This is a genomic window from Methylocaldum sp. RMAD-M (assembly GCF_017832375.1).
GTDB lineage: Bacteria > Pseudomonadota > Gammaproteobacteria > Methylococcales > Methylococcaceae > Methylocaldum.
This window is the reverse complement of record NZ_JAFIBZ010000001.1, coordinates 406,369-430,936: the sequence shown is the minus strand read 5'-3', so window position 1 is coordinate 430,936 and position 24,568 is coordinate 406,369. Positions and strand designations below refer to the sequence as shown.

17 protein-coding genes are annotated in these 24,568 nt (G+C 56.8%); 7 read left to right on the top strand and 10 right to left on the bottom strand.

Annotated elements, in window-relative coordinates; genetic code table 11:
- Positions 1–4 precede the first annotated feature (4 nt).
- The 3 genes from serC to JOD69_RS01850 form a co-directional block, all read right to left on the bottom strand.
- A complete protein-coding gene (gene serC, locus JOD69_RS01860) occupies positions 5–1,087 on the bottom strand; it encodes a 3-phosphoserine/phosphohydroxythreonine transaminase (protein ID WP_077728377.1) in 1,083 nt (360 codons plus the stop codon).
- The gene (gene gyrA / locus JOD69_RS01855) at positions 1,080–3,659 is read right to left on the bottom strand and encodes a DNA gyrase subunit A (RefSeq protein WP_086135235.1); all 2,580 of its coding nucleotides are present in this window, start codon (positions 3,657–3,659) and stop codon (positions 1,080–1,082) included. Before gyrA ends, serC begins: the two co-directional genes overlap by 8 nt.
- 379 nt (positions 3,660–4,038) lie before the next feature.
- A complete protein-coding gene (locus JOD69_RS01850) occupies positions 4,039–5,694 on the bottom strand; it encodes an ATP-binding protein (protein ID WP_077728378.1) in 1,656 nt (551 codons plus the stop codon).
- 444 nt (positions 5,695–6,138) lie between these two features.
- Between JOD69_RS01850 and JOD69_RS01845 the strand changes: the two genes are divergently transcribed.
- Positions 6,139–7,716 (top strand): PAS domain-containing methyl-accepting chemotaxis protein, encoded by a 1,578-nt coding sequence (locus JOD69_RS01845; RefSeq protein ID WP_168183887.1) that lies wholly within the window; start codon positions 6,139–6,141, stop codon positions 7,714–7,716.
- Positions 7,717–7,826: 110 nt separating this feature from the next.
- Complete coding sequence (locus JOD69_RS01840) at positions 7,827–10,406, top strand: EAL domain-containing protein (RefSeq protein WP_168183886.1); 2,580 nt, start codon at positions 7,827–7,829, stop codon at positions 10,404–10,406.
- Positions 10,407–10,452: 46 nt separating this feature from the next.
- Here the strand turns inward: JOD69_RS01840 and JOD69_RS01835 are convergent, their stop codons facing one another.
- Positions 10,453–11,202: a YdcF family protein gene (locus JOD69_RS01835; protein ID WP_156880185.1), complete on the bottom strand. Its 750-nt coding sequence runs from the start codon at positions 11,200–11,202 to the stop codon at positions 10,453–10,455.
- Positions 11,203–11,459: 257 nt separating this feature from the next.
- Here JOD69_RS01835 and prsT point away from each other — a divergent pair, with 257 nt between their 5' ends.
- Both prsT and xdp1 read left to right on the top strand, forming a co-directional pair.
- Positions 11,460–14,246 carry an XrtA/PEP-CTERM system TPR-repeat protein PrsT gene (gene prsT / locus JOD69_RS01830; RefSeq protein WP_210023780.1) on the top strand — a complete coding sequence of 929 codons (2,787 nt, stop codon included), beginning with the start codon at positions 11,460–11,462 and terminating at the stop codon, positions 14,244–14,246.
- Between the two features lie 287 nt (positions 14,247–14,533).
- Positions 14,534–15,352: an exosortase-dependent surface protein XDP1 gene (gene xdp1, locus JOD69_RS01825; protein WP_210023779.1), complete on the top strand. Its 819-nt coding sequence runs from the start codon at positions 14,534–14,536 to the stop codon at positions 15,350–15,352.
- A 42-nt stretch (positions 15,353–15,394) separates the two neighbouring features.
- Here the strand turns inward: xdp1 and thiE are convergent, their stop codons facing one another.
- The 3 genes from thiE to JOD69_RS01810 form a co-directional block, all read right to left on the bottom strand.
- On the bottom strand, positions 15,395–16,069 hold the full coding sequence (gene thiE / locus JOD69_RS01820) for a thiamine phosphate synthase (protein ID WP_086135196.1): 675 nt from the start codon (positions 16,067–16,069) through the stop codon (positions 15,395–15,397).
- A gap of 147 nt (positions 16,070–16,216) precedes the next feature.
- Positions 16,217–17,140, bottom strand: coding sequence for a sulfite exporter TauE/SafE family protein (locus tag JOD69_RS01815; protein ID WP_077728384.1), 924 nt, complete (start codon positions 17,138–17,140; stop codon positions 16,217–16,219).
- 90 nt (positions 17,141–17,230) lie between these two features.
- Positions 17,231–17,935, bottom strand: a complete 705-nt coding sequence (locus JOD69_RS01810; RefSeq protein ID WP_077728385.1) for an MBL fold metallo-hydrolase — start codon at positions 17,933–17,935, stop codon at positions 17,231–17,233.
- Positions 17,936–18,200: 265 nt separating this feature from the next.
- Between JOD69_RS01810 and JOD69_RS01805 the strand changes: the two genes are divergently transcribed.
- Both JOD69_RS01805 and JOD69_RS01800 read left to right on the top strand, forming a co-directional pair.
- Positions 18,201–19,520: a sigma 54-interacting transcriptional regulator gene (locus JOD69_RS01805; RefSeq protein ID WP_240502380.1), complete on the top strand. Its 1,320-nt coding sequence runs from the start codon at positions 18,201–18,203 to the stop codon at positions 19,518–19,520.
- Between the two features lie 312 nt (positions 19,521–19,832).
- On the top strand, positions 19,833–21,059 hold the full coding sequence (locus JOD69_RS01800; protein WP_077728388.1) for an argininosuccinate synthase: 1,227 nt from the start codon (positions 19,833–19,835) through the stop codon (positions 21,057–21,059).
- A gap of 80 nt (positions 21,060–21,139) precedes the next feature.
- On the opposite strand, the gene JOD69_RS01795 is transcribed toward JOD69_RS01800, so the two are convergent.
- Entirely contained in the window at positions 21,140–22,081 is a 942-nt protein-coding gene (locus JOD69_RS01795) for a sigma-54 dependent transcriptional regulator (protein ID WP_077728389.1), read from the bottom strand.
- Between the two features lie 21 nt (positions 22,082–22,102).
- On the bottom strand, positions 22,103–22,828 hold the full coding sequence (locus JOD69_RS01790; RefSeq protein WP_240502381.1) for a sulfite exporter TauE/SafE family protein: 726 nt from the start codon (positions 22,826–22,828) through the stop codon (positions 22,103–22,105).
- A gap of 174 nt (positions 22,829–23,002) precedes the next feature.
- On the opposite strand from JOD69_RS01790, the gene JOD69_RS01785 reads away from it, so the two are divergent.
- Positions 23,003–23,584, top strand: coding sequence for a DUF4124 domain-containing protein (locus JOD69_RS01785; protein WP_086135195.1), 582 nt, complete (start codon positions 23,003–23,005; stop codon positions 23,582–23,584).
- Between the two features lie 7 nt (positions 23,585–23,591).
- Here JOD69_RS01785 and JOD69_RS01780 read toward each other — a convergent pair whose 3' ends face one another.
- Positions 23,592–24,545: an alcohol dehydrogenase catalytic domain-containing protein gene (locus JOD69_RS01780; RefSeq protein ID WP_077728391.1), complete on the bottom strand. Its 954-nt coding sequence runs from the start codon at positions 24,543–24,545 to the stop codon at positions 23,592–23,594.
- Positions 24,546–24,568 lie beyond the last annotated feature (23 nt).

The following is a 24,568-nucleotide window of genomic DNA, read 5'->3' as shown; positions in this document are numbered from 1 at the left end:
GAAACTATCCGTGTCTGCGCTCGAACTCGCGCATGAATTCGATTAAGGCATCGACTCCTTCTTCAGGCATCGCGTTGTAGATGCTAGCCCTGAATCCACCTACCGACCGGTGCCCCTCCAGGTTCACTAATCCTGCTGCTTTGGCTTCGGCCAAAAACGTTTTTTCCAGGTCCGCTTTCGCCAGCCGGAACGGGACGTTCATGCGGGAACGATAAGCCGGCTGGATGGGGTTCGAATAGAACGTCGAACCGTCGATAGCGGCGTACAGTTTTTCCGCCTTACGGATATTGCGCGCTTCGACGGCAGCCAATCCGCCCTGATCCCTCAGCCACTCCAACACCAGGCCCAGCAAATACCAGTTGTAGGTCGGCGGCGTATTGAGCATGGAACCGCTGTCCGCCTGCTTCTTATAGTCGAAGATCGACGGCGTACCAGTCAGGGCCTGCCCGATCAGATCTTCGCGCACGATCACCACGACGATACCGGCCGGCCCCATGTTTTTCTGCGCGCCGGCGTAAATCAGGCCGAATCGGCCGACATCCAGCGGGCGCGACAGGATATTGGACGACATGTCGCAAACCAGCGGCAGCCCGGCCGAGTCAGGAACATCCTGGAATTCGACCCCGCCGATGGTTTCGTTGGCGGTGTAATGGAGATAAGCCGCATCCGGATCGATGCGCCAATCGGAGCGAGGCGGAACAGTCGTAAAGCCGCTTTCCTTGGAACTCGCCGCAATAGCGACCGAGCAGTACCGCTCGGCCTCGGAAACGGCCTTCTCCGACCAGAGGCCGGTATTGACATAGCAAGCCTTGAATTTTCCCCGAAGAAGATTCATTGGGACCGCCGCGAATTGTCCGGTCGCGCCACCTTGTAAAAACAAGACTTTGTAATTCGCCGGAATCGTCAGAAGCTCGCGCAGGTCCGCCTCGGATTTCTCGGCGACGGCGACAAAATCTTTGCCGCGGTGACTCATTTCCATGATCGACATACCAGTGGAATGCCAATCCGGCAACTCTTCGCGCGCGCGGAGCAACACCGGCTCGGGAAGCATGGACGGTCCCGCGCTGAAATTGTAAACCCTAGCCATCGTCGCCCTCCTGGTCTTCATCCGTTTCCGCCAACTCGTCGTTTTCGCCCTCAAGGACCGGAATCCTGTCCACTCCGACGACTTTTTCACCCGGACTGAGGCGGATCACCGTCACGCCTTGAGTATTGCGCCCGAGTTCCCGAATCTCTTCGACCCGCGTCCGCACCAGCGTGCCGGCATCGGTGATCAGCATGATCTCGTCCGAATCCTGAACGAGTACGGCGCCGACTACCGAACCGTTACGTTCGCTGGTTTGGATGGCGATCACGCCTTGGCCGCCGCGGCGGTGTATCGGAAAGTCGCTCAGCGCCGTACGCTTGCCGAACCCGTTTTCGGTAATGTTCAGCACCGAACCCTCGGTGCCGATGATGAGGGCAATGATCTTCTGGCCGTCGTGCAGCGTCATGCCGCGGACGCCGGTTGCGCCACGCCCCATGGGCCGCACGTCCTCTTCCTCGAAGCACACGGCCTTGCCCGCATTGCTGAACAGCATGACATGCTGCTTGCCGTCTGTGATGGCCACGTTCACCAAGTGATCGTCCTGCCGCAGATCGATGGCGATTTTCCCGGACGGGCGCGGACGCTCGAACTCCCGCAGCCCCACTTTTTTGACGATACCCGAGGCGGTCGCCATGAAAACGTAATGGCTTTCGTCGAATTCCCGAATCGGGAGGATGGCATTGATGCGCTCGCCCTGCTCCAGCGGCAGCAGATTGATGAAAGGCTTGCCGCGCGACACGCGGCTGGCCGAAGGCAGCTCGTAGACCTTGAGCCAGTACACCTTGCCCACGCTCGAAAAGCACAGAATGGTGTCATGGGTGTTGGCCACGATGAGTTTTTCGATGAAATCCTCTTCCTTGGTGGTCGCCGCCGCCTTGCCGCGCCCGCCCCGCCGTTGCGCCCGGTAGGCGCCGAGCGGCTGCGATTTCACGTAGCCTTCGTGGGAAACCGTGACCACCACGTCTTCCTCGGTGATCAGATCTTCCGCGGACAAATCGAGACGGTCCTCGATGATTTCGGTGCGACGCTTGTCGCCGAACTGGTCGCGGATGGCGACAAGCTCGTCGCGGATGACTTCCATCAATCGCTTGTCGCTGGCCAAAATTTCGAGGAGCTCGTCAATCTGCGCCAACAGCTGCTTGTATTCATCGATGATCTTGTCCTGCTCCAGCCCGGTCAGGCGGTGCAGACGGAGATCCAAAATTGCCTGCGCCTGCTCCGGCGACAGGTTGTAACCGTGTTCGGTCAGACCGTAACCGGCCGCGAGGTTTTCCGGACGGGACCGCATTGCGTCTTCCGCCCTGGCCAGAAGATCCGAAACCACGCCGGGACGCCAGGTGCGCTCCAATAGCCGCTGTTTCGCTTCCGCAGGATTGGGCGACGTCTTGATCAGTTCGATCACTTCGTCGATATTCGCGAGAGCGACGGCCTGACCTTCCAGGATATGCGCACGTTCGCGCGCTTTTCGAAGATCGTACAGCGTGCGCCGGGTGACGACTTCGCGGCGATGATCGATAAACGCCGCGAGCAACTCCTTGAGGTTCAGACAGCGCGGACGTCCGTCCAGCAAGGCCACGGTATTGATGCCGAACACGCTCTGCATGGCGGTCTGCTGATAGAGATTGTTCAGCACCACTTCCGGCACTTCGCCGCGCTTGAGTTCGATCACCATGCGCATGCCGTCCTTGTCCGACTCGTCGCGCAGCCCGGAAATGCCCTCCAGCTTCCCCTCCTTGGCCAGCTCGGCGATTTTTTCCATGAGCCGGGCCTTGTTCACCTGATACGGCAACTCGCTGACGATGATGCTGGTGCGTCCGCCGTCTTCCTCGAAATCGCAGCGGGCACGGATGTAAATGCGGCCCCGGCCGGTGAGATAAGCTTCACGGATGCCGCTCGCCCCATTGATGATGCCGGCTGTGGGAAAATCCGGTCCCGGGATGTGTTCCATCAGTTCGGCGATGCCGGCATCCGGATTCTCGATCAGCAACAAGCAGGCGCTGATGACTTCGGTGAGATTGTGGGGCGGGATATTCGTCGCCATGCCCACCGCGATGCCTGCCGAACCGTTGATGAGCAAGTTCGGAATGCGCGTGGGCAGTACCGAAGGCTCTTTTTCGGATTCGTCGTAGTTCGGGATGAAATCGACCGTCTCTTTCTCGAGATCGGCGAGCAATTCGTGCGCAATGCGGGCCATGCGCACTTCGGTATAACGCATGGCCGCCGGCGGATCGCCATCGACCGACCCGAAATTGCCCTGACCGTCGATTAGCATATAGCGCAGCGAAAACGGCTGGGCCATGCGCACGATCGTGTCATACACCGCGGCGTCGCCGTGCGGATGGTATTTACCGATGACGTCACCCACGACGCGGGCAGACTTCTTGTAAGGCTTATTCCAATCGTTGCTCAGCTCGTGCATGGCGTAAAGCACGCGCCGATGTACCGGCTTCAAACCGTCACGCACATCCGGCAAGGCGCGCCCCACGATCACGCTCATGGCGTAATCGAGATAGGACTGTTTCATCTCGTCTTCGAGACTGACCGGAATAATTTCTTTGGCGAAGGAAGTCATGAGGGAGTGCTGTACCGTAAAGGAGCCGCGCCGCTTCAGATACGCCGCGTAAATAACCAACCGGCATTATAACCGTTGAGGCGTGGCCGCTCCACTAAAGCAGGAACGACAGTTGTTCACCGTCCCTGTGCATAAGATTGTGGACCGACCTTAGATAGGCAATCTAAATCATTATTAACCCGGCCTATAAATATAGGCCGGGTTAATCCGGGGCAGGGATGCCCCGGCGCGGCGACAAGCCGCGTGAGCCCAGGCCGGGCTTGTACCGGCCTGGGCGGCGGCCCGAAATACCAGGAGGGTATTTACGGGCCTGATTAATAATACCCAAGACATTCAAGAAAATGGCGGAAATCTGGCCAGTACCGGACAAGCACCCGGCTTACCGCCCCTGCCGCCTCCATCGATCGACGATACCCTCGATGTCTAAATCTTCCGGACCGGACTTCCACGCCGAATAGAAATCCGCGTCGTTGCTGTTGGGCGTCGGGTCGGGCTTATAAATCTGGGTCCGGGTAGGGAGTGGGATGGCCTCGCCGAGGATCATGGCCTCGCCCCGGCTGAGAGACGTCAGGATATCGACCAAATCGGACTCGCCCTCCGGCACCAGCTTGCGCACATAGTCCTGGTCGTCGGGATTGGTAATGCGCAGGCAGATGTACGTGCCGCATTGCGACAATACCGTTTCCGACAACTCGTGGGGCCGCTGACTGATAACCCCCAAACCGACACCGTACTTGCGCCCTTCCTTGGCGATCCGCTCCATGGTCTTGCGAGTGCCTTCAAACTGGGTGTTGGACTCACGGGGAATATAGGCATGAGCTTCTTCGCAGACCAGGAGAATGGGAAACTCTCGGTTGAACGGGTTCCAGTAATTGAACTCGAAGGCCAAGCGCCCGATCTGCGCGGAAACGGTCGGACGCACGTCGAAAGGTACCGGGCTCAAGTCGATAATCGTGATCTGACATTTGGGGTCGCCCAATCCGACGAAATCCCGCAGCAGCCCGGGCAGACTCTCCGAGCGGTTCCGTCTTACCGGATTGAGCAGAAAATCATAGCGCACGTCATTGAGCCGGCTCAGCAGCTTGACCAGAAACTCGTCGAACTGGCCGAACAGCGGGCCTTTGGTCTTGCCGAAATCGGTGCGGAATTCATTGGCTTCCTTGAAGCTGTCGTAAACCTCCTGTAACGAGAAATAAATTGGCGAGTCGAGCGAGATTGTTTCCAAATCCAGGGATTTCGCCGATTTTTTCTTCAACTCGTAAATCGTCTCGCGCAGGAAAGCAGTCTGTATGGCAGCTCCCGGGTCGTTGCGATCGATCAGCAGGTCGAGCAACTCGGCGAAAGTCATCAGCCAATAAGGAATTTCCAGGGCTCGGGCGTCGAGATAACGCGTCTGTTCCGGCTTAAAGGCGGAATGGAGAGCCCTGCTCCTATCCTTCCAGCAATATTCGCCGTGCAAATCGAGCAGGATGATATGCGCGTTGGGCATGGCATCGACCATGCGCTGAATCAAACTTGCCACCGACCATGACTTGCCGGAGCCGGACTGCCCGAGAATAGCGAAATGGCGACTGCACAAAGCCGACGGATCCAGGTAAACGCCGGTCGAGGGATGGCTGCGGAGATAGCCGGGATTGAACCGATACTGCCGGTAATTCGCGAAAATCGAATCGATCTCGTCCTCGGCCACGATGTGCACTTCGGCGCCGGGTGTCGGAAAATGCCTTACACCGCGCTGGAACACGCCTTCATCGGTAATTTGTCCGAGCGGCGTAAGCGCGACCAGGCTGCCGGCCGCGGAACGGCATATTCGACCACCGGAACGATCTGCTTCTACATGATTGATCAGCGCCAAGGATCGAAAACCGTGCTGACGGATCGATACGTAAGATCCCGGTTGTCCGACCACTTTGAGCTCACCGTCCACCGACACAGTCGGGCAAAAGCCTTCCTCCTCGCTCAATAGCTTGGCTACGAATTGACCGTTGCGAACTTCCAGCAAATGACCAATCAGTGTATCGGTGTGTTCGGACATAACGGACCCCTAAAAAGCGCCTGTAAGAAAACCGGAGCCTCCAGCCGGTTCGGTCCGACGGCTGGGAGCCGCCGCTCGTTCCGATCCCGACAGTCACTATAGAACTTCTGGAGAACTGGCCCAAAAGTTAGACCAGTTCGGCGAATATGCGAATCGGGCCGGTGCGATTCGGCCTGCGCCGCAGCTCTTGGCGCCGCCCACCTCCTGCTATCCGAACTGCCTCGCTGGCAGTACACGAACCAGGAAAACGACCCAGCGCCAAAAATAAGAAATTTCTTGTTTCCTCCCACCTATACTCTAGGCCGTCATCCCCATGGTCCCCGGATTTTTCCTAACACCAGCGCGGATGGGCTTTTCGCAACGTGAACGAACCCTGCCTCGACGATGCAAACGGAACGCGCGCCCGCGCTTTGCCTGCCGAGCGGACTGAACAAAGGCTTCTCTATGAAAATCAATCTTCCCGTCACTGCAAACGAATCGACGTATCCCGCCGCTACACAACTGATCTCGACTACCAATTTAAAGGGAATCATCACTTACGCGAACAAGGACTTTCAGACAGTCGCCGGGTTCACCGAACAGGAGCTATTGAATAAGAACCACAATATCGTTCGACATCCGGATATGCCGCCGGAAGCGTTCGCCGATCTCTGGACCACCTTGAAAAACCGGACCCCTTGGATGGGCATCGTCAAAAATCGATGTAAGAACGGCGACTATTACTGGGTGGACGCATTCGTTATGCCGATGCTGGATAAAGACCGCATAATCGGCTACGAATCGGTGAGGGTGAGTCCTTCACGGGAGTACGTTGCTAGGGCCGAAGCGCTCTACCGGTCGTTCCGCGAAAAAAAGTTCAAGCTGCCTTCGCTGCTCCGATTGAGCTTCTCGGCGAAAGCGTTCGTCGGATTTCTCGTCGCCACGGCACCCCTGCTAGCTCTCGGTTTTACCGGAGCCGGCGCGCAACCCGCGTTTTATGCGGCAGCCGCCGTCAGTATGGCCCTCTCGTTATTCATGGCACGTCTTCTCACACGGCCGCTCACCCAGGCTGCGAATTTCTCCAAGCAGTTCATCGACAACGGCATCGCCCGAAAGGTCTATGCCGGAAGAGATGATGAAGTGGGCCAATTGCAGACCGCTATCGTCTCCTTGCAGGCTAGGCTGCGAACCGTAATCGGGCGCTTCGATGACGCCGCCGCCCGGCTCCAGGACATGGCGACTCACGCCCGGCAGGCTGCGGCCCAGACCAGCAACGACCTCACCCATCAGCAGTCGGAGATCGCCATGGTAGCGACGGCCGTCGATGAAATGACGGCAACCGTTCAGAGTATCGCCCGCAATGCCGCAGAAGCCGCTTCCGCAGCCGACCGCGCGACCCATGCAGCCGGCAAGGGCAAACATGCCGTGGGGCAGACCAGCGTTGCAATCGACGACTTGGCCCATGAGGTCGAGAATGCCGCACAGGTGATAGAAAAACTGGAACAAGAAAGCAGAGGCATCGATGTCGTAGTCAACGTGATCCGCGACATCGCCGACCAAACCAATCTGTTGGCCTTGAACGCCGCCATCGAGGCTGCGCGCGCGGGCGAGCGGGGACGCGGTTTCGCGGTCGTTGCCGAAGAAGTACGCAAGCTGGCGTCCACCACCCAGAGTTCGACCCGGGAAATCCAGAAAATCGTCGAGCGGCTGCAGAAAGAAGCCCAGGAAGCCACCGCCGTTATGGAGAAAGGCCGCCGGCAAGCTCAAGTGAGCGTGCAACAGGCGGAGGTCTGCAATGAAACGCTTTCCGAGATCACGCGAGCGATTGAAGAAATCAAGGATATGAATGTGCAGGTAGCAAGTGCCGTGGAGGAGCAATCCTGCGTCACTCAAGAAATCATGCGCAACGTTGAAAACATCAACCAAAAAACCAAGAACATCGCGAAAGAGGCTGAGCGGACCGCCAACACTAGTGAACAAGCGTTACAGTTGGCTGTGGATCTTGAAAACCTCATGAACCGTTTCGCCCAGGCCGACGAATGAGCGATTCGACTAACCATCCAATCGGACGCTCGAGACTTTGCGCACGGGAAGCATTAACCGATCAACTGACAAGAGCAAAAGCCGACGACCGGCCATCACGAGAGGAGCTTGTGCCGGGCTGTATCTATAGCGTTTTCGATGTCCTCCCCGCTGGGATAAGTCTCTTTCTGGGACTCGTATCGAGCGAACAAATCGCCCGGAATCCGGACCAGATACTGGCGGACTTGGTGGTTGACCCGATTCCGGCCCCTGTCCATGAAAACACGCCGCTCGAAATCGTGAAAAACCGGCTGAAAAACGAGCACCTGGCGGCTCTAGCGGTTTTCAACGATAGCGGTGATTTTATCGGAGCCGTAACCCAAACCAGCCTGATTGACGCGCTCCTGAAGCGCGAAAAGGAACTTTTGTCGGATGCATCGCATCGCCATGCCGAATTGTCGACGAATCGCGACCCTTCGCCATCCTGGTCCGAGCAGCTGAGGTCGCTTAGCCTAGCGACCCGCTCCTTGCTGCGGATCATGAATACGATAAAGCTGGAACGGCATCTATTGGAAAGCTCTCTCGAATATCTGACCCGTCTGTTATCGGCGCGCTACGGGGCGATTGGAATTTTCGACGAGCAAGGCCAACTCGCCGAATTCATCTACACCGGTTTGAGCGAAGAACAGGCGCAGCGCATCGAACACTGGCCGGAAGGAAAAGGACTGCTGGGGAGGGCGCTGGCCCGGAATCAGTTTCTGCGGCTGCAGAATCTGCACGAGCACCCGCATGCGGCGGGATTTCCGCCGGGCCACCCGCCCATGCGCAATCTTCTCGCCGTCTCGATTTCCCACAACGGAGAGACGTATGGGCGCCTCTATCTCTGCGATAAGACCGACGGCGGGTTCTTCGACGGGGACGACGAACTTCTCGTCGCCACCTTTGCAGATACTTTAGCCTTGGCAATCCGGAATATCTGGAACAAAGAAGGACGCCGGCGCGCCGAAGAACAGCTTCGAATCGCCGCCAGCGTGTTCGAAACCAGTTCGGAAGGCATCCTCATCACCGACGCCAAAGCCAATATCGTGATGGTGAATCGTGCGCTGACCACCATCACCGGCTACTCGAAAGACGAGGTGATAGGACGCAAACCTTCGATGTTCAGTTCCGGACGGCACGACCGGCAATTCTATCGCCAAATGTGGCTCAGCCTGGATGAATCCGGCCAATGGCAGGGCGAAATCTGGAATAAACGGAAGAGCGGCGAGATCTACCCGGAATGGCTGAGCATCACTGCATTGAAGGACGACGGACATCAAGTCATTCGCTACATAGGTGTATTCGCCGATCTAAGCTCCCGAAAATTTACGAATTCTCTCGTCGATCAGCTGATCAATCACGACCATCTAACCGAACTTCCTAACCGACTGATGTTCCGCAATCACCTGAAAAAAGCCATCCTCAGGGCGCATGGCGAACGCAAGCAGGCGGCGTTGCTGTACCTCGACATCGACCGCTTCAAGACCATCAACGATACTTTCGGCCACCAGATCGGCGACCGCCTGCTGCAACAGGTTGCCGAGCGGCTGACAAAGTGCTTGCGTGAAAATGGACGCACCCGCCGAGGCGACATCGTTGCAAGGCTGGGCGGCGATGAATTTGCACTTATTGTCAACGACCTAGGTGGCCCAGACGATGCGAACAAAATCGCCCAGCGGGTGTTGGAGGCATTTACGGAACCTTTTCTGTTTGGCGATCGTACACGCCGCATTACCGTGACCATCGGCATCGCTTTGAGCCCCCGCGATGCCGAAAACGTCGACGACTTGATCCGCCACGCCGATTTGGCGATGTACGATGCCAAGCACCAAGGCCGGAACACCTATCAGTTCTATTCCGGCAAAATCCACGAGAAAAACAGCACGCGGCTGGATTTGGAAAACGACTTATACAACGCCCTGGAGCGAAGAGAATTCTCGCTTCATTATCAACCTCAGGTTGACCTACGAAACGGCCGCATCGTCAGCATGGAGGCGCTCATCCGCTGGAATCACCCGGACCGCGGCATGATTCCTCCAGACCAGTTCGTGCCGCTTTTGGAAGACACCGGCCTGATTAATCCGGTCGGAGATTCGGTACTCGAGCAGGCCTGTCGGGACTGTCTTCAGTTCGGGAAAATCCTGGGAACCGATCTCAGCGTCTCGGTGAACCTATCCGGCCATCAATTCCGGAATAACCTCACCAAGATCATCGAGTACATTCTGTCACGCGTCGGTCTTTCGCCGTCACGGCTCAAACTGGAGCTGACCGAAAGCCTCGCGATGCAGCAGGTGCAAGAGACCATCGCCGTGTTGGATCAGCTGGCCGACATGGGGATCGACGTGCTGATCGACGACTTCGGCACCGGTTATTCCTCGCTAAGCTACCTGAGGCAATTCAAAATTTCCGCCCTTAAGATCGACAAATCCTTCATCGCCGGCGCGTGTTTGGAGAACGATAACGGAAAAATCATTCGAGCGATCATCGGTTTGGCCCACAATCTCAACCTGCAGGTCGTTGCCGAGGGAGTAGAATCGCCCGAACAACTCGAATTTCTCCGCAGCCACCATTGCCATTTTGGCCAGGGCTATTTGTTCGGCCGGCCGCTGCCGCTTTCAGAGATCGCCCAATTGGCAGGGCGCCGCATGGATCGCAGTGGCCCGTTGAACTGACAAGAATCTTGGACCAATTCCTAATCGCTCCCGGAACTGCCTGCCGTCAGCCTTGAATCCGATACCACGCCAGGCCGATCCATTCGTGAAATGCGAAGGCGCTGTTGGTTATGGCCCGATAGCTGGGTACAAAATCGATCGGCCTGAGGCGGTCCGTCGGCACATATCCCGTTCCGGCAGGGACCACTTCCAAGCCTTCCCGCTCGAACTCCGGAACCGCTCGCGGCAGATGCCAGGAATGGCTAACGAGATAAATCCGGCGTATGCCTGCTTGCCTGAGAATCGGCGCGGAGAATCGGCCATTCTCTCTCGTACTTAGGGACCTGCTTTCGACCCAGCGGACCGGGACGCCGAACTCGTTCTCCAAAATCGAGCGCATGATAGGACCTTCCGCCGCGTAGCCTTCGGGCGCGCCGCCGGTGACCAAGATCGGTTTTCCGGTCTTGCGGCACAAGGACGCTCCGTATCGAATCCTTTCCAGAGTGCGATCATTGACGGTTGCATCGCCGCCATACTCCGGTGCATTCGACCGAATGCCCCCGCCGAGAATCACGATGGCTTCCGCATCGCGGTCGACGGCAGGCAGAGGCGGAACCTGGAGCGTAGCCAACAGACAGTTGGACACGTAAGGTATCGACAGCAGCCCCAATCCGAAAAGGCCGACGGCGATCAAACCGCGGCCCAGCCGAGGCCGCATCTTGAGCTGCCAGAAACCGATTGCTCCGATAACGAGCATGTTGAGCGGAGGCAACAGCAACGCAGCGAAAAGATTGGTAATAGACCAGTTCCAGTTCATGATATGACTATATTTATGAAAAGAGACAGCAGAACGTATTAGCGGACATCGGGGACGGGATAGCCGCTAGAATCAGAAGAAAAGCACGAAAATTCCAGGCTGCGTTTTTCCGCTTCCTCTCGTCCGGCTCGTAATATTTTTCAACTGCTCTTCTATCATTGAGAGCTCAGATCCAATCCACTTATTGTTGTCGAGACCATTTCATGCAATCGATCAAGGCTCGAGTCTTTAAGCCTTTTGTATTTCTTAAAGTTCAAATGGCTTATGTTTTTGTGGCCGTCCTGCTAACGTCTCCTGTTTCCCGGGCCGAAACCCAGAGTGCCTCCGCTTTTTATGAAGACGCCTTGGTTTATTACAACAAGGAGGATTACAACACTGCGGTGATTCAACTGAAGAATGCTCTACAGTTATCACCTGGACTACCTTCGGCTCATCTGCTTCTGGGACTCTCTTATCTCAAACTAGGAAACGGAGAACTAGCGGCCGAGGAACTGCTTAACGCCAATCGCCTGGGCGCGGATCGCTCCTTGACCGTAGTGCCACTCGCCCAGGCCCTACTAACGCAGATGAAGTACCACGATCTGCTCGCGACGGTGTCGGCCGAAGGTTTTCCACCGGAGCTTCGGTCCGAGATTCTCGCTCTACGCGGACAAGCTTATACGGAGGTGCGGGATTTCGAAGCAGCGGCGGCGAGTTTCCGGGAGGCAGGGAAACTCGATCCGAAAGCCGTTTCGCCATTGGTTGGGCAGGGAACCCTGCTCTTGCGGCGAGGCATGGTGGACGACGCCGAAAAGATCGCAGCAGAAGCCGTATCCCGCGATGCGACCAATGCCGATGGCTGGAATCTCAAGGCGTCGATCAGTCACGCCAAGGGGCAACATGAACAAGCCATAGAAGAATATGGCCGCGTGATCGACCTAGAACCGAAGCATTACGAGGCCCGACTCGCCCGCGCCGGCCTGCTGTTCGAGCTGGGCAAGAACGATCATACTTCGGAAGACCTGAATTTTCTGCGAAAGACGCAACCCTTCGAGCCTAGGGCCAACTACCTTTACGCGCTGTTAATGGCGCGTAAAGGTGCGCCCGAAGCTGCGAAAACCGCGTTGAACGAAACTGTAACCGTTATCGATGGACTCGATACGCAAGTCGTAAGGGGAAAACCTACTTTATTGCTGGTGGCGGGGTTATCTAATTACAACCTGCGCCACTTCGAAAAAGCTCGTGAATTCCTGACCCACTATTTCGGGCAATATCCAGGCCATGCAGAAGTCGCCGAAGCGCTCGGCTCGGTGCTGGTGGAGCAAAGAGACCATAACGAGGCTATCCGTATCCTCAGCCAGGCACTCAAGTACCATCCCGATCATTTCCGCTTGCTGTATTTGCTCGGCACCGCTTACATGCACAAAGGCCAGCATTCGGACGCGATCACCGCACTCGAGAAAGCGAGCCAAGCCAGCGGCGGTTTAGCGGAGGTCAAAACCCAGTTGGCATTTAGCCGCTTGGGAACGAGTCAGCAGAACATCGGTATCAGCGAACTGAGATCCATTCTCGAGAACGATCCCGGCCAGCGCCCAGCGGCAATCGCGCTCGGTGTGCTGTACCTAAAACGGGGGCAGCCAGCGGAAGCCGTGAAGATTCTGACAAAGTCGCTGGAGCGAGAACCGAATAACCTGACGCTGATCAACATGCTGGCGGCGGCCCAAATGGCATCCGGGGAGCGCGATTCAGCCCGGAAGAATTTCGAAAAAGCGCTCTCAAAAGACGCCAGCTTTCTTCCTTCGCTGATTAATCTCGGCAAGTTAGATCTAATCGAAGGGAAAATCGAGCAAGCCGAAAATCGCTTCTTGGGTATTCTTCGAGAACGGCCCCAGGATACGCAGACCATGATCCAACTCGCTGCGCTGGAGGATGCCCGCGGACGCAGCACCGAGGCTCTACGGTGGCTCGAAAAAGCGCGAGCCGCCGATAACAAGGCCATACACATCAAACTCAAACTGATCGACAGGTATCTAGGAGTCCGCGATACCCAAAGAGCACTCGCTGTGGCTCAGGAAGCGGAAACGATAGCTCCCGACAATTTGGACGTTTTGACGGCGTCCGCCCGCTGTCAGCTTGCCCTTGGTAAAAAACCGGTCGCGCAAGTTATCTTGCAGAAGATAGCCCGCTCGGCATTCAACGATGCCGAGCGATTGTTTAAAACGGCTGGATTGCAAATCGCTGCGGATGCCGTGAGCGACGCAATCTGGTCTCTCGAAAGCGCCGCCCGCGCCAACCCGGATTATCTTCCCGTCCAGGCGGCTTTGGTGGAGACTTACCTAAAATCTGGGATAACCGAAAAAGCCATCGAAGTAGTAGAGAATCTGCACAACCGACATCCCGACCTCGCTTTGAGCGATCAACTGACGGGCGACATTCGGATGCATCAATCCCAATACGCCGAGGCCATTGTCAGTTATCGATCCGCCTTCCAGAAGAACCAAGATTCACTGGGCGCCGTCAGGCTCTATCAGGCGCAAAGACTGGCGGGGAAAGGCGAGGAAGCGTTCCGTTTCCTGGAGCAATGGGTAAGTTCCCACTCGGAGGATTTCAATTCGATGCAAGCCCTCGCCGAGGGCTATCTCCAGGCTGGGAAACAGGCTGAGGCGATCGGGTATTTCGAACGGATTCTCAAAAGATACCCGGACTATCCGCCTACCTTAAACAACCTGGCTGTTCTCTATTCGAATGCAAACGACCCGAGAGCTTTGGAGCTCGCGGAACGAGCCCACAAAGCGGCTCCGGACAACCCCTCGGTGAACGACACGATCGGATGGATTCTCGTGCGACAGGGAAAGCCTGCCGAAGGATTGCCCTACTTGCGGAACGCCCATATTCGTTCGTCGTCCGACCCCGAAATCCGTTACCACACTGCCGTCGCCTTGGATGCACTGGGCCGGAGAAAAGAGGCCCTTAACGAGCTAAACGAAGCTTTACGTGCGAATACGATGTTCGATGAGATCGAAGACGCGAAGAAATTACAGGCTAAGCTGCAGGATCATCGGTAAGCGGGTCGAGATTCGGATCGCTGTACGACGCTTACATTTTCCTTGTCGAGAACAATCGCTTGAAAAATTCGTTACTTAAGAAACGAGCACCGATTCACCCAAGTTTTTCGTTCTCGTTCTGTTCCCACAAGCGCGTCCTCATGTCAGTTTTTTTTACAGTTTTTCCATATGGCCGTCGCTCATTAGCGACATTAAAGCCCATGCCATTGAAAATTAACAAAAAAACAGTATTGGCACCTCGGTTGCATAATACTTGCTGTAACAACAATAAAACGATGAGTAACAGAATGCGTACACTGAAACGACTCGGTAAATTCGCTTTGGTTGGATTCTTTGCTTCATTTTTAGCGCCCATAGCTTCGGCGAACTATACCTGGGGACTCCCCAACAGTGGCATCACGACGACTAGCGGTGCTCCTGGCCTAGAGTGGTCAGCCTACGTAAATTCAAGCAACACCTACGGAAGCGGAAATCTCCGGACAGCAAACGTAGGCACCTATTCCGGAGGATTGGGCGTTTGTTCCGCCGGCGACTCAAGTTGCTCCACACCGGAACACGCGATGGACAATTACCGACGCATTGATTCGATAGTCTTCGCTTTCGATGCAGCCGTCGCACTGGACCAAATCACCATCGGATGGCCGAATTTTGGCAACACTAGCCAATGTGACATTGGCTATACTCAAATAACCTGCGACACGGATATCACGGTTCTGGCGTATACCGCAGATACGAGCGACACCGCTGTGTTGCCGAACCTAACCGGATACAACTATAGCAATCTAACCACGACCGGTGGGTGGTCCTTGGTTGACAACTACGCCAATTTACAAAAAGACCAGCCGACGAACATCAACCCGACCGGCATCACCTCCAAATATTGGCTGGTCAGCGCCTACAATCCGAAAATTTCCTGCGGGCCTGGACAGACTTGTGGATTGACTACGAAAGACGACTTCGTGAAGATCGCCTCGCTGCACGGTTTGATTCGCACTCCTCCCCCGACTTCGGGAAGCCCGGTTCCAGAGCCGGCGAGCCTCTTGTTGCTGGCATGGGGCATTCCCCTGCTGAAAACTCGTCGCGGCAAGAAGACGCTAACTGCCTAACTGAAGTGTTATCCATTGGTCCGCGCCGAGCCGCCACTCCAGTTAAAGTGCTGGCGGCGAGACGGGCCTTTCGCTTCTTCCTACGTGTTCAAACAAAGGAGCAAATTCCGAGGCAGCAAGGCAAGGATCGCCCACCCCGAATACCGACTCGATCACCGCCAATAAATCCGCCCCGGCATGTACCAACTGGCCACCGTTCTCAGCCGTAATGCCGCCAATGGCCGCGATAGGAATGCTTAACTGCCGCTTGGCCAACGATAACGTTTCGAGGTGAGCGCAAGGCACGTCGGGCTTGGTCTTGGAAGGGAAAAACCGGCCAAAAGCGACATAACTGGCACCGCCGGCTTCGGCCCGGACGGCGAGATCGACCGAATCGTAACAGGATACGCCGATGATGGCGTTCGGCCCCAGAACGTCCCGCGCTTCCGTCAACGACAGATCGTCCTTACCCACGTGCACCCCGTCGGCACCGACACGACGGGCAAGTTCCACATCATCATTGATAATCAACGGCACGCCGCCGTCGCGACAGACGGCCAAGAGACGCGCCGCCTCGCGTAGCGGATCGCGGGAGGCTTTCGCGCGGTACTGAACCACGGCAGCCCCGCCCCGAATGGCTGCCGCCACAGCCTCGGCCAAGGCTTGTTCATTCCGGTAAGCTTCTCGAGTGATGACATAAAGCCCAGAGCGGGGAAACGGTAAGCGGATGTTATGCATGTCCTGGTCGATCAGCCCTTAATGGGTAAACTGGTGAATGGGCATTTGAGCGCCAAATTTGGCGCTCTCAGAATCGCCGAACAATTCCGTGCCGGATACCAATATTACCGAAATTGCATGCCAATCATCTTTATAGCGCTCAGCAATTTACCGGGATTCAGCGTAAATGCTACTTTTTTTTTGATGCAGGCCTTGAGCATGAATCCATCGCCAAAGCCGTGCAATCGCAACGATCCCCAGCATGGTGGCCATACCTAAAAAGAAATCGGGACGATTCAGAAGCGCTTCCCGAGTCTCTGCGATCAATTGGGGCGTCAGTTCTTTGTACAGGAGGTAGCAGGCGATCGCGATGACGAATACCGCAAAGATCCGCCGCAATGATTGTCCACTGACATGGCGAGAGAGCAGTCCGCCTAACACGCTGCCAACGATTGCGACGCCGGTGACGATGGAAACCAATTCGAGATCGATACTGACGTGAGTAATATATCCGGCGAGGCCCGCAAACGATTTCATGGCGATGACCAACAATGAGGTGCCGATAGCCGCGTGCATGGGCAATCCACCGAGCAAATTCAAGGCAGGCACGACCAAGAAGCCGCCGCCGGCACCCACCAACCCGGTGAGGACACCAACCATGAGCCCGTCGAATATAATCGCCAGCAAAGGGAGATCGGCCGGACAAATCGGCTTAACCGCATCCGCTTCCACGTTGTTTTGCCGTCGCCCGCGCAACATCGCCAAAGCTGTGCCGAACATAATGGCAGCAAACAGCAACAGCAAAACGCCGCCCGGAACATAGGCCGCCAGCCGTCCGCCGCCATAGGCACCCACCATGCCCGCGATGCCGAAGATCAGTCCGGTACGCCAGCAGACCCGCCCGTTGCGGGCGTGATTGACAACTGCGGCGAGGCTGGTGACGCCCACGACGACTAGAGATGTAGCAATGGCTGTTTTAGGTTCGATATGGACCAAATAGACCAGCACCGGGACTGTGAGTATCGATCCGCCACCGCCGAGCAATCCCAGCAGCAAACCGATCACGAGCGATAAGATGACGACGAGGGTCATGAGCAATCTCCCTCAAATACCGGATGACCCGACCTCTCAATTACGCACAGAGGCCGGGTTCCGGTAATGTTTCTCTGGCGAGCGAGCGTTTCAGCCGTGGCGTACGGCGAGTTCCCGGCCGCAGGCTTGGTTTGCCGGCAACGCCTGATCGATGTACTTCGGATACGGCAGGTCAAGTTTATTCATGATATCGATGAATTCCTCGCGACTCTTGCCGCCTCCCACGCGTGGATTTTTGGCCATCTCCTGTTTGATGGTAGAAACCGTGTTGCCGTTGTAGTCATGCCCCGGATAAACCAGAGTATCGGGCGACAGGGTGAACAGTTTCTTGATGATGCTGTCGTACAGCCGACCGGCATCGCCCTGCTGAAAGTCGGTACGCCCGCAACCTCCGATGAACAACGCATCGCCGGTAAAAACCCGGTCGCCGACGACATAGCTTACGCAGCCGTTGGTGTGGCCGGGAGTGTGCCGCACCTCGATTTCGATGTCCCCTATCTGAAGCAGGATGCCGTCGGTCACCAGAAGATCGGCGCACATGGCGCCAGCGTCACGGTGCACGACGCTCTTGCTGCCCAAACGCTCGCGCAAAAGCCCGGAGCCCGTAATGTGGTCGGCATGGACATGAGTCTCCATCGTGTAGCGCAGATCAAGGTCGAGTTTTTTTATTAGGCCAATATAATTTTCGACCTCGGTCGCGACCGGATCGATCAGCAACGCGCGACGGGTCCGTTCGCAGGCGAGCAGATAGGTGTAGGTAAAGGTATCGGGTTCAAAAAGTTGTTTGAAGATCATCGTAGCCTCCTTTGGATCAGGAATCCGCCAACTCTGACTGACTACTTACAAAGACCGTGCCTACGCCGGAACAACCCTTCGCATCTACGGCGTGCCCGGCGTTTCGCGGGTTTTTACGACTCCTGGCCATGGCCCTACCTACCCGACGTTTCATTATACGTTTCGCGTGATACATTATGTGCAACAAAACACGTCGCTTGAAACACCCCCGAAACCTTTCAATCGCCTCATTGTGAGCCAGTTCTCTCCTTTTCTGAATCGTTGGTTGAGCACCGTCGGACCCGATAGAGCCGTATCGACTTTGGCCGAACTGATGGGCGGCGCCGTCTTCGTCGTTAACGCAAAAGGCGAAATTTTGCTATGGAGCCGTGGAGCAGAGCGCCTGCTCGGCTTTTCCAGCGAGCAAGTGCTGGGACAACCTTGTAGCTCTGCCATCCGTTGCCGAGATCGCGATGTTCGAAATAGCATTGCCCAAGAAGGAAGGATCGACGGCGTTTCGATTGAACTCGATCATGCACAGGGCGGAACCGTCCGCGTCAAACGCTCGGCCCAAGCTTTCTTCGACGCCCAAGGGCGTTTTGCGGGAGCGATCGAAATGCTTTGGCCGGCAGAGGCCGAGCCCAGAACGAAAAGCATCGGACTGCAAGCGGCGGATAAAGCGGAAGTCTTTCATGGCCTCATCACCCGCGATTCCGCCCTCAAGCAAGCCTTCCAAATCATCCGCAACGTCGCCCAGACCGAAGCAACGGTTTTGATCCGGGGCGAATCGGGCACCGGCAAGGAATTGGTCGCTCAAGCCCTGCACGAGGAAAGCCATCGCCGCAGTCATCCGTTCTTAGCCATCAACTGCGCCACGCTTAGCGCCAATCTGTTGGAAAGCGAGCTCTTCGGGCATGTCCGCGGCGCATTCACTGGCGCGATCAAGGATCACCAGGGACTGTTCAAACGCGCCGACGGCGGCACGATTTTCCTCGATGAAGTCGCGGAACTCCCGCTGGAGCTGCAAGCCAAGCTGCTGCGCGTACTCCAGGAGAAAACCTTTATCCCGGTGGGCGGCGATCATCCGATCACCGTGGACGTGCGCATCGTCGCGGCCACCCACCGGTCGCTGCGCGAGGAAGTCAAGGCCGGACACTTCCGCGAGGATTTGATGTACCGCTTGCGCGTGGTCCCCATCTTTCTGCCGCCGCTGCGGGCACGGCGGCAGGACATCGGTCTTCTGTTGCAGCACTTCATCGACCAGCACAATCTTCACGGGCCGCGCCGTATCCAGAGCATCGAACCGGAAGCCATGCGGGTGCTTTTGGATCATCACTGGCCCGGCAACGTGCGCGAACTGCAAAATGTCGTGGAATACGCCTTTGCCGTGGGACGGGGCGACGTACTGCAGCTGGACGATCTGCCGCCCGAATTTCGAGAAGAGCCCCTATCGCCGACGGTCGCCGACTTGCCGGTAACGGAAAACGAGGCCGATCGCATTCGCCGAGCCCTGGCATCCGCCCATGGCCATATCGACCGCGCTGCGCAATTGCTCGGCATGAGCCGAGCGACCTTTTGGAGAAAGCGGAAGAAGTACGGGCTGTGAAAGAACTGCGATATCGTTGCCGTTACGAGCCGGCATCGGCGACGAACTCGATGACCGTCGCGCGTGTTTGGGGGATCGAACTCGGCCATGGACACGACAGCAGCTCCGCGATCAACGCGGGATTTCCCAGACGATCGCTGTTGGTCGCCTACTCTCACGGGACCGTCAGATCGGGATAGCAGAAAAATTCATCCGAGGTCATCCGAACCTTGACCTCTCGAAACGTTCGAAATCCGTAGCCTCACGCTGCGCGAGCTTCGCGACAACGTTATAATCTCGCCGTTTTTCTCTTCTTCACGCAACGGGAACATCATGTCCAACCAGACTGTAAAAAAGGTCGCCCTCGCCTACTCCGGCGGGCTCGACACCTCTGTCATCCTCAAGTGGCTGCAGGAGACCTACGGCTGCGAAGTCGTCACCTTCACCGCGGACATCGGCCAGGGCGAGGAGTTGGAGCCCGCGCGTGTCAAAGCTCAGGCTCTCGGCATCAAAGAAATCTACATCGACGACCTCAAGGAGGAATTCGCCCGGGATTTCGTGTTCCCGATGTTCCGCGCCAATGCGATCTATGAAGGCGAATACCTCTTGGGAACGTCGATTGCCCGACCCTTGATCGCCAAGCGTCTCATCGAAATCACCAACGAGACCGGGGCCGACGCCATCGCCCACGGCGCTACCGGTAAGGGTAACGATCAGGTCCGGTTCGAATTGGGCGCTTACGCGCTGCGGCCCGACATCAAGATCATCGCCCCTTGGCGGGAATGGGATCTGAATTCGCGCGAGAAGCTCCTGGCCTATGCCGAGCGGCACGGCATTCCGATCGAAATGAAACGTGGCAAGGCATCGCCCTATTCCATGGATGCCAACCTGCTGCACATCTCCTACGAAGGCGGCATTCTCGAAGATCCATGGGCCGAACCCGAGGAAGACATGTGGCGCTGGACCGTGTCCCCGGAAAAAGCAGCGGACAAACCGACCTATATCGAGCTGAGTTACGAGCGCGGCGACATCGTAGCTATCAACGGCGAATCGCTCTCACCCGCACAAATCCTGGCGAAGCTCAACCAACTGGGCGGCGCTAACGGCGTCGGCCGCTTGGATATCGTCGAAAACCGGTACGTCGGCATGAAGTCCCGCGGCTGCTACGAAACACCGGGCGGCACCATCATGCTCAGAGCCCATCGCGCCATCGAATCCCTCACGCTGGACCGCGAAGTAGCACATCTGAAGGACGAACTGATGCCCCGCTATGCCAGCCTAATTTACAACGGCTACTGGTGGAGCCCGGAACGTCTGATGCTGCAAGAACTAATCGACGCCTCGCAGGCGGCAGTGAACGGCGAAGTCAGAGTGAAGCTTTACAAAGGCAATGTGACCGTCGTCGGCCGCAAGTCCGACAGCAACAGCCTGTTCGACATGAGCATCGCCACGTTCGAGGACGATCGCGGCGCGTACAACCAGAAAGACGCGGAAGGGTTCATCAAACTCAATGCCTTACGCATGCGGATTGCTGCGAAAAAAGGTCTGAAGTTCGTCTAAACGAAAAAAGCCCGTGGTCTTACCGCGGGCTTTAAGAATTCCGTTGGGCGGGAGAGTGAGACCGCCCAGGAAAATGTCTCTTAGCTGATTCCGTATTTCTGCATGCGATAAAGCAAAGTATCCCGTGAGATTCCCAAAAGCCGGGCCGAGCGGCTGCGGTTGCCATTGGTCCGCGCCAAGGCCTGGCGAATCAGATCCATCTCGACTTTTTCCAGATCGATGCCCAGCTCAGGCAAGTCAAATACCGGCTTCTGCGACGGCACCCTATTGACGATCTCCAGAGGCAGATTGCCCTCATCGATAGTCCGCCCGGCCAGCAGGATGGACAGTCGCTCGCACACATTGCGAAGTTCTCTGACGTTGCCAGGCCAGGAGTAAGTTGCAAGCCGGCTGAGAGCCGCCTTGCTGAACGAAGCCTCCGGAAGCTTATGCTCTTCGGCAAACTGCATCATAAAGTGCTGCAGCAGCAACTGGATGTCGCCCATGCGCTCGCGCAACGGCGGTATCTCGATCGGAACGACGTTGAGACGGTAATAGAGGTCTTTACGGAACTCTCCCCGCGCAATCTTTTCCTGAAGATTGGCATTGGTCGCGGCGATAATCCGGACGTCTACGTTCAACGTATGGGTTTCGCCGACCGGCTGAATCTCGCCGGTCTCGAGGAAGCGCAGGAACTTCGCCTGCAGAGCCATGGGCAGAGAATCGACTTCGTCGAGGAATACGGTACCCCCGTCAGCGGCTTGAAGACGGCCGGTTTGACCATTCACCGCACCGGTGAACGAGCCTTTGCGATGCCCGAACAATTCCGACTCGGCCAACGCCTCGGGAAGTGCGGCGCAATTCAGCGTGATGAAAGGTTTATTTGCACGAGGACTATGTTCTTTCAAAGCATGCGCCAGCACCTCCTTGCCGGTACCGGTCTCTCCGACGACCAAAACAGTCACGTCGGTCGCGGCAATCATTCTGGCGCTGCGCAATAACGCCTCGAAATTCGGTGATTGGCCGATCAGCTTCTCAAACATAATCTCACCCTCCTCCTTCTTTTAGGAACCTATTGTATGGCGAACCATGGGGTTGAGCCAAGGGAATGCCGCCAATAGGGCCAAGACAATCAGAGTGACCCCTGCCGCCTGGCGAAATTTCTTCATATTGGACAACCGCACCATTAACGAGGTCATTATACCGACGCCCATGACGGCAGGCAAAGTACCTATGCCGAACGCCAACATGGTGAAGGTGCTGCGCACCACATCTCCGGTCGTCGCGGCGAGCGCCAACGCGGTATAGACCAGACCGCACGGCAGCCAACCCCAAATCATGCCGAAGATGAAAGCCTTGGGCAAGGTCTCCACCGGGATCAGGCGCCGGCCGTAAGGCTCGATTCTTTTCCAGATGATTCCGCCGGCCTTCTCGATGTAAGCGAATCGCGGAAACCAGCCGGCGATATGCAGACCCGCTCCGGCCATGATCAGTGCGGATATGATTTGCAAGATGCGATGCCCGTGCCCTTCTCCGAGCGGCATACTGAGAACATGATGAGCAAGACCCGCAAGCAGCCCCCCCAACGAGTAGCTGGCTATGCGCCCCAAGTTGTAGCTGAATACGAAGGGCATGAGCAGGGATTTTTGCTCGCGGATTTCCCGCCTCAAACTCAGGGTCAGCGAACCGATGATGGAACCGCACATCCCTAAGCAATGCAGGGAACTGAAAAGCCCCATCAGCAGGGCTACGAGATAGGACGTGCTGAACGCGGTTTCGAGATGGTGCATAAGGGGGCGAACGATAGCACAAAAACTTATAGGTATAACAGATCGGGCTTAACGATAAGCTGCCTCGGCGCGTATCCTGGAGAGCCCTTCGTCAGGCAACGTTCAGGCGAATCGGCGGGAGCGAATCTGGAGTCCTACAGTCAGATTAAGAACCGCCATCGCCGGAGAAATTCCATGAAACTGCGTTTTGCTGCTGTTTGTCTTCTTTTCGCGAGTCTGGCCACGCCGGCAGGAGCCGCGACTCTTTATCGTTGGACGGATAATTCGGGCACTGTCCGCTACGGCTATCATCCACCCGCAGGCATGAATGCGACTCCGGCCGAGGACGAGCAGCGAAACCTTTATAAAGGCCCAATCGACGCGGTCTGCCGAAATCTCGCCAAGGACCATTTGCGGCGGATCGATCGGGAAATGGATCGAATAAAGAAGATGCCGGCCGGTTTGGGACCGGAGTACGAATTGACGCCTGCGGCCAAGCAAGAGTTGATTTTGGACTTGCTCGCTCATCGCGCGGCCCTATTGAGCGGCAGGAAGGCGTCCGAATTCAGGTCTCCGAGCGGGCAGGACATGGAACGGCTGAAGGAAAGATATCAGGGGGAAAAAGCCCGCTTGCAGCAAGCTTTGGAATCGAAAGACGAAACGATTCAAACCCAGCAAGATCAACTGGAACGGACGCGCCGGAAGGTTGAGGCCGCAAGGCATATTCCGATTGCGCCATATCCGATAGTGGTTCCGGGAATCGTCCACCGCCGCTAAAAATCGACTATGGACGGATCAGCACCTTAAGGACGCCCGGCCTCTTAGCGAATTCGAAGGCTTCGACCGCACGGGCTAGAGAATATTCCGCATCGATCAACGGAGCGGGATCAACGGCTTTCTGCTCCAGCAAGCGCAGGGCCGAACCGAAAGGGCCGCAGCGAGAACCGAGCAGCGAAATCTCGTCCACGACCAAGGATGAAAGATTCACGTTTACGCTGTCCCGATAAGTCGATTTCAACACCAGCGTGCCGCGCTGGCGGACGACGCGCCGGGCAAGATCGAAACCGGCCGGCGAACCGGTCGCCTCGATGACGATGTCGTAATGTCGAGCGGGAATCTCGTCTTCGGCAATCAACCGGATTCCCCGACTCAGAAGCAGCGCTTTCTGCCGGGGATGTCGCGCCGAAACGCACAAATCGCAGCCGGTAAGCGTCAGCGTCTGAGCAATGAGCTGTCCCAACCGGCCCGCTCCGATCAACAATATTCGATCGCCGGCATTTATCGATATTTGCCGCTGAATTTGCAGCGCCGCGGCGAGTGGTTCGGCAAAGACCGCCGCCTCGTCCGGCACGGTGTCCGGCACCCGATGCAGATTCCGCAAAGGCAAGGTGAGATATTCGGCGAATGCGCCGTGCCGATCGCGGATACCGAGCACGGTACGGCGCTCGCAGTGGGTGGGAAGATTTCGCCGGCAGCTCTCGCACTCTCCGCAAGAGACATTGATTTCACCGACTATCCGGCAGCCTATGAGCGTACCATCGGGCGAGTCGGCGACTTCGCCGACGAATTCATGTCCGGGAATGCCGGCGTAAGGATAATAACCCCGCACCAACTCCAAATCGGTGCCGCAGATGCCTGCGAGCCGCACCCGAACCAGCGCCTCGCCTGCGGGCGGGACGGGAATGGAAAGATCGTTACGAATGGAGAGCCGTCTGTCTTCCAGCCAAAGGGCTTGCATAGCGGGACTCGCGAGACGACAAG